The organism is Halomonas sp. DP4Y7-1 (assembly GCF_019800705.1).
GTDB classification, from domain to species: Bacteria; Pseudomonadota; Gammaproteobacteria; order Pseudomonadales; family Halomonadaceae; genus Halomonas; species Halomonas litopenaei_A.
Genome location: NZ_JAHVKS010000013.1, coordinates 60,681 through 70,848 on the forward strand (window position 1 = coordinate 60,681; position 10,168 = coordinate 70,848).

Annotated in this window: 10 protein-coding genes; 5 read left to right on the forward strand and 5 right to left on the reverse strand. The window is 56.3% G+C overall.

The genetic code is table 11. The features are described from left to right. Window positions 1-79: 79 nt before the first annotated feature. Entirely contained in the window at window positions 80-913 is an 834-nt protein-coding gene (locus KUV72_RS19245; protein WP_222239456.1) for an ABC transporter permease, read from the reverse strand. Then, complete coding sequence (locus tag KUV72_RS19250) at window positions 910-1,752, reverse strand: ABC transporter ATP-binding protein (protein WP_222239457.1); 843 nt, start codon at window positions 1,750-1,752, stop codon at window positions 910-912. The genes KUV72_RS19245 and KUV72_RS19250 overlap by 4 nt, the downstream gene beginning before the upstream one ends. A gap of 378 nt (window positions 1,753-2,130) precedes the next feature. Between KUV72_RS19250 and KUV72_RS19255 the strand changes: the two genes are divergently transcribed. The 5 genes from KUV72_RS19255 (at window position 2,131) to KUV72_RS19275 (ending at window position 6,767) form a co-directional block, all read left to right on the forward strand. Next, window positions 2,131-2,841 carry an IclR family transcriptional regulator gene (locus KUV72_RS19255; protein WP_222164321.1) on the forward strand — a complete coding sequence of 237 codons (711 nt, stop codon included), beginning with the start codon at window positions 2,131-2,133 and terminating at the stop codon, window positions 2,839-2,841. After that, the gene (hutG, locus tag KUV72_RS19260) at window positions 2,838-3,788 is read left to right on the forward strand and encodes a formimidoylglutamase (protein ID WP_222239458.1); all 951 of its coding nucleotides are present in this window, start codon (window positions 2,838-2,840) and stop codon (window positions 3,786-3,788) included. Before KUV72_RS19255 ends, hutG begins: the two co-directional genes overlap by 4 nt. Before the next feature lie 174 nt (window positions 3,789-3,962). Further along, a complete protein-coding gene (gene gltS, locus KUV72_RS19265) occupies window positions 3,963-5,168 on the forward strand; it encodes a sodium/glutamate symporter (RefSeq protein WP_206944822.1) in 1,206 nt (401 codons plus the stop codon). 217 nt (window positions 5,169-5,385) lie between these two features. Continuing rightward, window positions 5,386-5,577, forward strand: a complete 192-nt coding sequence (locus KUV72_RS19270; RefSeq protein WP_206944823.1) for a hypothetical protein — start codon at window positions 5,386-5,388, stop codon at window positions 5,575-5,577. Window positions 5,578-5,801: 224 nt separating this feature from the next. Beyond that, the gene (locus KUV72_RS19275; RefSeq protein ID WP_261317583.1) at window positions 5,802-6,767 is read left to right on the forward strand and encodes an AEC family transporter; all 966 of its coding nucleotides are present in this window, start codon (window positions 5,802-5,804) and stop codon (window positions 6,765-6,767) included. Between the two features lie 219 nt (window positions 6,768-6,986). On the opposite strand, the gene KUV72_RS19280 is transcribed toward KUV72_RS19275, so the two are convergent. The 3 genes from KUV72_RS19280 to KUV72_RS19290 all read right to left on the reverse strand — a co-directional run. After that, a complete protein-coding gene (locus KUV72_RS19280) occupies window positions 6,987-7,739 on the reverse strand; it encodes a hypothetical protein (RefSeq protein WP_222239460.1) in 753 nt (250 codons plus the stop codon). Between the two features lie 184 nt (window positions 7,740-7,923). Next, window positions 7,924-8,724: a hypothetical protein gene (locus KUV72_RS19285; protein WP_222239461.1), complete on the reverse strand. Its 801-nt coding sequence runs from the start codon at window positions 8,722-8,724 to the stop codon at window positions 7,924-7,926. Between the two features lie 241 nt (window positions 8,725-8,965). After that, a partial coding sequence (locus KUV72_RS19290) for an aldehyde dehydrogenase (NADP(+)) (RefSeq protein ID WP_222239462.1) occupies window positions 8,966-10,168 on the reverse strand: 1,203 nt, incomplete at its 5' end.

Consider the following 10,168-nt stretch of genomic DNA (forward strand, 5'->3'; position numbering starts at 1 on the left):
TTCATACTGATTTCATTCCTTGTCGTTATTTTTCCAACAGTATCACTGCAGCATCAACGACCTGCGTCGTTATCACACCTCACCTCGCGTGGTCCCAGGGAAGCAACCGCTTTTCCACTTTGGACACCACCACATAAAGAGCAATGGCGACCATCATGAGTACGATAACGCCGACCCAGACCACGTTGAGGTTAAAGAGATTTCCCGCTACAAAAATCATTCGACCCAATCCACGGTCCGATGAGATAAACTCACCACCAATCTCGGCGATCAGGGCAAAACCAATATTCAAGCGGAAGGCAGAGATGATCCACGGCAACGTTGCCGGAGCCACGACTTTCGTGAACACTTCCCGCCGGGATCCTCCTAGTGATCTCATCAGATTAATCATATTTCCATCAATCTGATGGGTTCCCTGATAAGCGGACAGCAGAGCCACGACAAAGGTGGCAACGAATGCCAGCATGATCTTTGAAAACATGCCGGAGCCAAACCAGATGATGATCATCGGGGCCAAGGCGATTTTAGGCAGCCCATTCAGCGCAACCATAAACGGGTCAATGATTCGGGCAGTGGTGCGCGAGAACCAGAGCAATAAGCCACAGATCGAGCCAAGCACGCTACCCAGCAAGAACCCCGCAATCGTGGCAGACACGGTCGCCAGGGTGTCGTCCAGTAGCTGACCTGACTGAAGCAGACGAAGCGCTTCTTCGGCAATCCCGGATGGCGACCCCATCAAGAAGGGATTGATCCAGCCAACGCTGACTCCCACTTGCCACAGCGCCACGAGCAGAGCTATCCCTGCACCACGCCATAGATTGTCCGTCAGCAGCACCGATCTCTTCGGTGCTTCACTGATGTCTTTGTTGCTACCTGCCTGAATCCTATGGGTAAAGGTCTGAGCATCGCTCATGCGGCACCTCCCGCGACCTGGATGTCCAAATCCTCCCAGATCTGATCGAAAAGGGTCTGGTATCGAACATCACTGCGAGCCTTGAGGCACGAGCCAAGCTCACGGGACAGCCCAACGTCATACACCTTTTTTACGGATGTTGGGCGCTTGGTCATCACTGCGACGCGGTCCGACATGGCGATAGCTTCGCCAATATCATGGGTAATCAGGACCACGGTTTTCTTGTGTTCCTTTAGAATCGATACGATCTCTTCCTCCAGAACAAGCCGCGTCTGGTAGTCGAGTGCCGAAAAGGGTTCATCCAGAAGAATGAGGTCAGGCTCGGTAATGAGCGTGCGGATCAACGCCACCCTCTGACGCATCCCCCCAGAAAGCGTACCCGGATATTGATCAGCAAAGTCCGCCAGACCATAGCGGGACAAGTGATCCTTGGCCATTTCATATCGACGCGACTTTGACACTCCGCGAACTTCCAATCCAAGACATACGTTATCGATGATAGTTCGCCATGGAAACAGAAGATCACGTTGCAGCATGTAGCCGATTCGTGCGCCACACTGAGGGTCTCGCCCACTGAGTTCAATGACACCATCCGTGGGCTCAAGAAGGCTGGATATAATATTGAACATCGTGCTTTTCCCACACCCACTCGGGCCCACGATGCTGACAAACTCCTCCTTTTTTATATCCAGAGTAATATCTCGGATCACTTCGACAGCGCCACCGTCAGAGCTGTGAAATGTCTTCCTCACACCTTGAAGGGAAATCACACTTTCTCGACTTGGCGGGGTCGACTCAAGGTCTTCCGTAGAAAAAGCACGCACAGCTGGGGCGTTCATCTACTACCTCCTGAGCAAGGTCAGAGTCTTGAATTATGTATTTCTTATTAGGCATTTACGGTGCCACCCGGAAATTTTCCTTTTCCAATCAAAGCAATAATTAGCATCAGGGCACAGCAAATGTCAGACAAAGCAGGTGAAATGTTCACCTGTGGTGCACTGCAGCGCTGGCATTGCACCAGATCTGCCAATACCGGTGGCGACACCTCGCGCTCCTCTTCGTTGCGCTGCGTCGCTGCTCCTTGAAGGCGTTTCGCCTCGCTCCTGCACGCCCTAAGTCAAACTAAAGTCTAGGGCTTGGCATTCTCATAAATTGATAACAGTGTTTCTTCAGTAATCCTTTTGCCATATACCATTTATCAAAATACGAGGTACGCCATGACTCCTTCCGACCGCATGCTGGCACTGCTTTGCTGCCTCGCCAATCAAGGCGGTGCCATGACGGTGAAGGCGCTAGCCGCTCAAACTCAGCAACCTACGTCCACCGCTTATCGTCACCTGCGTCAGTTGCTGGCCTGGGGAATGGTCAGTGAGCGGGAAGGTGGGACCTATGCCCCAGGCCCGCAGGCTGTGCGGCTGCAGCAAGGCTTTGAGCGCAGCAACGACTTGCTCAAGTGGGCGCGCCCCGTGCTGATGGAGCTGACCGACCTCACTGAGGAAGGGTCGGCACTGCTGGTGCCCGTGCGCGATCATGCGCTGTGCGTCGACATGATCGACAGCTCACAGCCATTACGCTGCTGCTACCACCGCGGCCAGGTTCAGCCCCTGCTGAAAGGCGCCAGTGCCCGTGCACTGCTTGCGTTCATGAGTGACGAGGAAAGAGCCATGGCGCTGGCGTTACGAACGCCAGAGGAACAGAGCGACGCGCTCACAGGACTCGAGCAGATACGTGCCCAGGGGGTCGCCACCAGCCTAGGTGAGATCGACGGAGGCATCTGGGGTGCCAGCGCCCCAGTCTTCTCCGCTCGCGGCAAGCTCAAGGCTGTCGTCAGTCTGATGGCACCAGAGGCTCGAGTTCGCCATAAGACCGCCTGGTTGGCAGACCAGGCCCGCAATAGTGCGCTTCGACTAGGAGAACTACTGGAGTGACGAGTAGCAGCAAGTGTTCACAGACCCCATGGTCATGGCATGGGCGAATCGACAGCGAAGAGATTGGCCAGTCACTACGCTGGCATCAAGTCGTGCGTCCCGTCGCCGAGGCCTCAGCACCTGGCCGAGTGCTGGTGGGCTTCTGCTCGGATGCGGGAGTTGCCCGCAACAAGGGTCGCACTGGAGCAAGTGAGGGCCCCCTGGCCATACGGCGTCAGCTGTCCAACCTGGCCTTTCATCTCCACACTCCGGTGTACGATGCGGGCGACATCCGCTGCCACGGTGATGAACTGGAACATGCCCAGCGGGCCTTCGCTGATCAAGTGACGGAGTTGCTGGACCAAGGGCATCGGGTCATTGGCCTCGGCGGAGGACACGAAATCGCCTTTGCCAGCTTTTCCGGACTCCTGCAGCATGCCCAACAGCGTCAGTCCCCCCCGTGGATCGGCATCGTCAACCTGGACGCACACCTCGACTTGCGCCAGTCCAGCGTCGCCAGCTCCGGTACGCCGTTTCGACAGTGCGCAGAGCTATGTGCCGAGCAGGGCGTCGAGTTCCGCTATACCTGCCTGGGAGTGAGCCGTGCGAGCAACACTCAGGCGCTGTTTGATCGTGCCGAGGCGCTGGGCGTCGATTGGGTCCTGGATGAGGACTGCCGTTCTATCAGTAGCCCTAGCGTCATGGACGCACTGGATCGACTGCTGTCCCAGGTAGACATGGTCTATCTGACCATTTGTCTGGACGCTCTTCCCGCCTGGGTCGCTCCTGGCGTCAGCGCGCCATCCGCCAGAGGTATCGAACTGTCCTTCATCGAGGACGTCATCGATCACCTGTCGTCCCGCACTGAGCTGCCGGTCGTGGATGTCGCCGAAATGAACCCGAGCCTGGATAACGACTCCCGCACCGCTCGAGTCGCCGCGCGGTTGATCGAGCGACTGGCCCGCTGATCTCAGCGCCGATCCTGCAAGGCGCAACGACGCCATACCGAAACGACAAACGACAAGACAACACCCTGCCATGGTGGACGTCCTGCCAGCCGCCCCGGCAGACGCTGACAAGGGAACGCCACCGGCCTTCACTCCGCTGCCTCGAAGCAGCACAAAAACCGCTGGAGCACACTCATGCACATTACTCTCGATGCTGTGGCCACCACAGCATTGGCCTTGCTGTTACTTGCCACAGGCGCTGGGCTGAAGCGTCGTCTGAACTGGCTAGAGCATTTTTGCGTTCCCACGCCGGTCATCGGAGGCTTTGGCTTCGCCCTTCTCGCGTGGCTGCTGCGTGACATGGGGATCGTCACCTTCGAGCTCGATACCGCCATGCAGAGCCCACTGATGATTGCCTTTTTCACCACCGTAGGACTGGGCGGCAGCCTTGCGCTACTGAAAAAGGGGGGCAAGGCGCTAGGTGTCTATCTGGTGGCTTGCTGGCTACTGGCGCTGATGCAAAATGGGGTGGGTATTGGCATGGCCAGCCTGCTCGGCCTGGACCCTCTGATCGGGCTTATGGCCGGCGCCACTTCGCTTGAGGGCGGGTTCGGTGCTGCCGCTGCCTTCGGTCCCGAAGCCGAAGCCCTGGGTGCACAGGGCGCTGCCACTGCGGCGATTGTGTCGGCGACCTTCGGGATGATCGTCGGTGGCGTGATCGGCGCCCCTATCGCCCGCTGGATCATTGACCGTCGCCAACTGCCGCTGGTCAGCGAAGACGTCCATGACCTGGAGCGTCTTGCCGAAGCTGAGCGCCCGACCCAGGGACAGCTTGACGGCCGTGTCCTGTTGAACGTGCTGGCCGTGGTCGTACCGGTCATGGTGCTGGGAGTCTGGTTCAAGGGTCTGCTGTCCAGTCAGCTCGGCATCATCTTGCCAAGCTACGTCGGCGCCATGTTCGTGGCGATCCTGCTGCGTAACCTCAACGATCGCTTTCAATGGATCAGCCTCCCGGACAATGCCCTGTCCAGCGTAGGGGACGTCGCACTGGGCATTTTCCTGACCATGGCGATGATGAACCTGAAGATCTGGCAGCTGCAGGAGATGGGCGGCCCGTTGCTGCTGATACTTCTGGTCCAGACGCTGGCCATTGTCATGCTGGCAATCTTTGTCCTGTTCCGCCTGCTTGGACGCAACTATGACGCGGCCGTGCTGACGGCGGGCTTCATCGGTCATGGCCTCGGGGCCACCCCAAACGCGGTCGCCAACATGAGCGCCGTCTGCGATCACTATCGCGTCATTTCCCATAAGGCCTTCATCATCGTTCCCTTATGCGGAGCGGTACTGATCGATATCGTGGCCATTCCGGCCATCACCTGGTGCCTGAATGCCTTTGCCTGATCAGCTACAGCAGGCGCCTGGGCTGACCATGCCGAACAGGGGCTGGCCAACGGCCCCGTAAGACCAAGGCACCCAAGGGATCAAGAGGCTCAAGGGGCTCAAGGGGCTGAAGAGGTTTAAGAGAGCCGAGAGACCAGGAGAGCTAGAGATAGCAGCAGCGATGGCGGCCAAAGTCGTGTTAAATTTACCTTATATGATTTCTCAGGACTGACGCCCCATGTTCAAGCCCCTTCTGATCTGCTTCACGGCGCTGTTTGCACAACTTGCCCTGCTCCACTGGGTCGACGTGCGAACCACCCAAGCTCCGCCAGCAGCCACCCCGGTGGCGACGGTAACCACCGTCACCACCCGGGATGATGACCTCAGCGAAAAAAGTGACGAAAAAGCAACTGACACCCACGACGCTTGAAGCGCATTGATCCGGCCTGCCAGGCATCTTATCTGGATGCCTCGGCGGGCTCCTGCCAGCGGCTTGACGCTCGCCTTAGCGACCCGCTCTCATGACGCCCAAACAATCAGCCCGCTCTAACGACACGCCCTAACGCCCCCCCTGCCCTGCAAGGTCTCCAGAAGACTCAGGACGATATCCTCTTTTCCCGAGACAATTAATCATACATAGTATTTAAAAGCACTTTGTCGACGAGGAGTCCTGTCATCGATCTGCCACTACTGTCCAGCACCCTAGGCGTCAGTCTGCCGGTCTTTACCATGGTATTCATCGGCGCAGCCCTCAGGCGCCTGGGTTGGATCGACCAGTCCTTCGTGAACACAGCGTCAAGCCTGGTATTTCGGGTCACCATGCCGACCCTGCTGTTCCTGAGTCTGTTGCGGGCCACCCCGGGGGATGACCTCAAGCTCGAGCTGGTAGCGTTTTATCTGGGCATCTCTGCGGTCATCTTCTTTATCATCTGGGCCTGGGCCCTGTGGCGCTGCCCCAGGGAGGACCGCGGGGTCTATGTACAAGGCGCCTTTCGCGGCAACTGCGGCATCGTCGGTCTTGCCCTGTCGGCCAACATGTACGGCAGCACCGGGCTATCACTGGGCAGCATCATGGCCGGCGGCATCATTATCGTAAACCTGGTCATGTCAGCTATCGTGCTGTCCGTCTACAGCCCCGTCGTCAGCTCGCGTCCGCTGGATATCCTCAAGGACGTCGCCACCAATCCGCTGATCATCGGTATCGCTGCTGCTCTGCCGCTGACCTACCTGCACGTCGATCTGCCAAGCTGGCTGATGACGTCAGGCGACTACCTGGCCTCTCTATCGCTGCCGCTGGCCTTGATCTGCATTGGCGGAAGCCTGAGCATCAAGGCCGCCAGGGAAAGCGGAGCCCTGGCCCTATCCGCAAGCCTGTGGAAACTTGTACTGATGCCAGCCATCGGCGTTGGCCTGGCCTTGGCAGCAGGCTATCGAGATACCGAACTTGGCATGCTGTTCCTGTTTCTGGGCAGTCCTACCGCCGCCGTTGCCTATGTGATGGCTCGCGGCGCGGGTGCCAATGAACGCCTCGCTGCCAATATCATCATGCTCAGCACCCTATTGAGCATCGTCACCATCAGCCTGGGGTTGCTGCTGCTGAGTGTTTGGCGCCTGATCTAGAGACATGCTGCGGAATTTGCTGCTGTCGATATCCAGCGACGAGTGATCCCATGGTTGCCTACCTATCATATGCGCTAAAATGAGTGAGCATTTTCGCAACCCCAACGCACTAAGTAAGAGCCAGAGAGATAGGTCTGCGGACGAGTGGCGTAATTCGTTCTTTCGTTACGCCTCATGCCACCTATGCCAGCTAGTTACCAAAGCGTTTATTTCCCACATTTACATCGTGCAAAGCAAACCACATTCTCTAAAAAGAATATTGGATCTAGCTTCGCTCAATCGATCCATATATAGATCTGATGCTTTATTCATCGCTATACCAATCATAACCCCCATATCAGCCCGTTCCGATAGTGGCATAACCTCCGCAAACACGCGACCATTCTCTTTTAAGTAGGATGAAACAAATATACCGAATTCGTCGTCACCTGAGTTAACGATATAACCCAAAAACATTAAATTTGATAACAATCGAGCACGCAAAGAGTATAATTCTCTCTCTCCGCGCTCGGATAGTCCTTCCTTTCCGTAAATATCATGGTCTCTGTAAAAATCCTTTACCATACGCTGCAAACAAGCAGCAGTGAACTCAATCAGGCGTTGTATTTCCGACTGATACGTCGCTATATTGCTTTCGACCTGTGAGACATAGGCATCATTAGTCCCTACACCAAACTCCACCCATTCGACAACATTGCCAATTCCGCTAGAAGCCATATCAAAGGCTGCCCTGCTCGACATAGAACATACGCCACTCAGACTAGTACCTCCATCGTCCATAAAACTACTAGACAAAATAGGTATCACCCTTGTATCTGACAATGTCTCTACATATCTATTTAAAAGGTCACGGTCTTTAGCAGTAACATTACCAGCATTATCCACCTCGACTCTATTGACGATGTCACTCACCCCAAGAGATGCCACTAACACCTCATTTCTGATGCCAAAAACAACATCAGACGACGCCATACTGGAATACAGTGTAAAAAGAATAAAGACGCAGCCCCTTGACCACATAACAACATCCCTCGTAACAACAACACGGAATAGAAAGTAAAAATATCGCGCCTGAATTCTCATCATTGAGAATTGATTTCACATCCTTGCCGTTGTTCTACATCCCCAACACCTCCAACAAGGACAGCTACTTACTTCATGGAGACGTTGCACACAAAGCGTTACATCCTCTGTCTTTCAGAGCTTCCTCTATACGCACAAGGTACTCTCTAAAAGGGGGTACAGAACCTTCACGTGCCGAACGAACGAGCTCTTCCGCTCGCTGACGTAATGGAATCGTCATCGCTGAAGAAAATTCAGCCGCCACTTCATCCAACGTTGAAGCGGTTTCCAGCCTGTGCTCGGTACTTATTTCCTCATCAGCTATAACATTCAATGAACCAACTATCATATTAAAGATTCCATTACGGAACATTGACAACCCTTCCATTCTTACCTTTGTTACTTCGTGAGAGGGCAATAGCCGAACAAATTCCTCCAGCACGGGAATCGTGTAAGAATTGCATCTTAATGAAAACACCATTAACGGTTCTAGCACAACGCTATAATTCAGTGCATTTTCTTTCATCATCAACTGCACTGAATCCAATGTCTCGTCACTAACATTTTCGCTAGAGCTAATCCTATCTTCGAGACCTCTCATCAAGAGCAACGTCGACGCCTCAGAGGCACCCCTGCAAGCTTCCATAATGATAGGTAAATCATCAGTAGAAGAGCGCTGTGCCAGCACCATTCCTTGGTCAACCAGTACATTCACAAGAGCACTTAATCTCTCAATATCGACGCTATCGAGTTTCTTGCCACTGTCGCGTTGCGAAAATGTTATAATCTCATCCAGTGCACTCTGGAATGTCTCTAATGAACTCTCTTCAGGTGCAGCATCTACGCGAGCGGCCAACAGAAAAACAACCATCAAAAAAGAAAACTTTCCCTTCACATCCGCCACCTCAAACGTTACACATCAGAATTCGAGAACCGTAGCGCCCCGTGCATAATATTCACATTGCATACTGCAGAAGTGTTTCGCCATCACACAGTATCATAGGTGGCATATTGTCCTTCTCATGCTACTCCATTCGGCATATTTGGTAAGAGACTTCATCGGCCATGAAAAAGCCCGGTGACAGTATCACCGGGCCTTGGTTACCTCATGAGGGGTAGCGCCAGCTAGATCCGCATCATGCCTCTCGCTGGCCATCCACCAGACGACGGAGCTTGAGCGGATTGCCGTCTTTCAGCGCGTCAGGCAGCAGGCTGTCGGGCAGGTTCTGGTAGCACACCGGACGCAGGAAGCGATGAATGGCAGCGCTGCCTACGGAGGTGGTACGCGAGTCCGAGGTCGCCGGGTAAGGGCCACCGTGAACCATGGCGTGACATACCTCGACACCGGTCGGCCAGCCGTTGGCCATCACTCGTCCGGCACGGCGCTCGAGGATCGGCAGCAGACCACGGGCGGCGTCGACGTCGCCATCGTCCATTTGCAGGGTGGCGGTCAGCTGGCCTTCCAGACCCTCGGCCAGGGCCTTAACCTCATCGAGGTCGGCACACTGCACCACCAGGGAGGTGGAGCCAAACACTTCCGCCTGCAGGGCGTCATCCTTGAGGAAGTCCTGGGCGTCGGCCACGAACAGCCCTGCCTGACACTGGTTGGGACCGTCGCCTGCCGGGCCGCGCGCCACTTCCCGGGCACTCTGGCTATCCGCCAGGGTCTTCACGCCCTGGGTGTAGGCGTCATGAATGCCGGGGGTCAGCATGGTCTGGGCGGAGGCCGACCGGATCGTCTCGGCGGCGGCCTCGACGAAGCCGTCCAGCGCCTCGCCCTTGACCGCGATGACCAGCCCCGGATTGGTGCAGAACTGGCCGGCGCCCATGGTCAATGAACCGATAAAGGCCTCGCCCAGCTCCCGGCCACGGGCCTTGAGGGCCTCGGGCAGCAGGAACACCGGATTGATCGAGCTCATCTCGGCGTAGACGGGAATTGGCTCGGGGCGTGCCTGCGCGGTCTGCATCAGCGCGGTACCGCCACTGCGGGAACCGGTGAAGCCCACGGCCTTGATCCGTGGATCGCTGACCAGGCCCTGCCCTACTTCACGACCGGAGCCGTAGAGCAGCGAGAACACGCCTTCGGGCAGCTCGCAGCGGGCCACCGCCTTTTGCACCGCGCGACCGACCAGCTCGGAAGTGCCGGGGTGGGCCGAGTGGGCCTTGACGATGACCGGGCAGCCAGCGGCCAGGGCCGAGGCGGTATCACCACCGGCCACTGAGAAGGCCAGCGGGAAGTTGGAGGCGCCGAATACCGCCACCGGCCCCAGCGGGATCTGGCGTTGACGCAGGTCGACCCGGGGCAGCGGCTGACGCTCGGGCAGGGCCGGATCATGGCG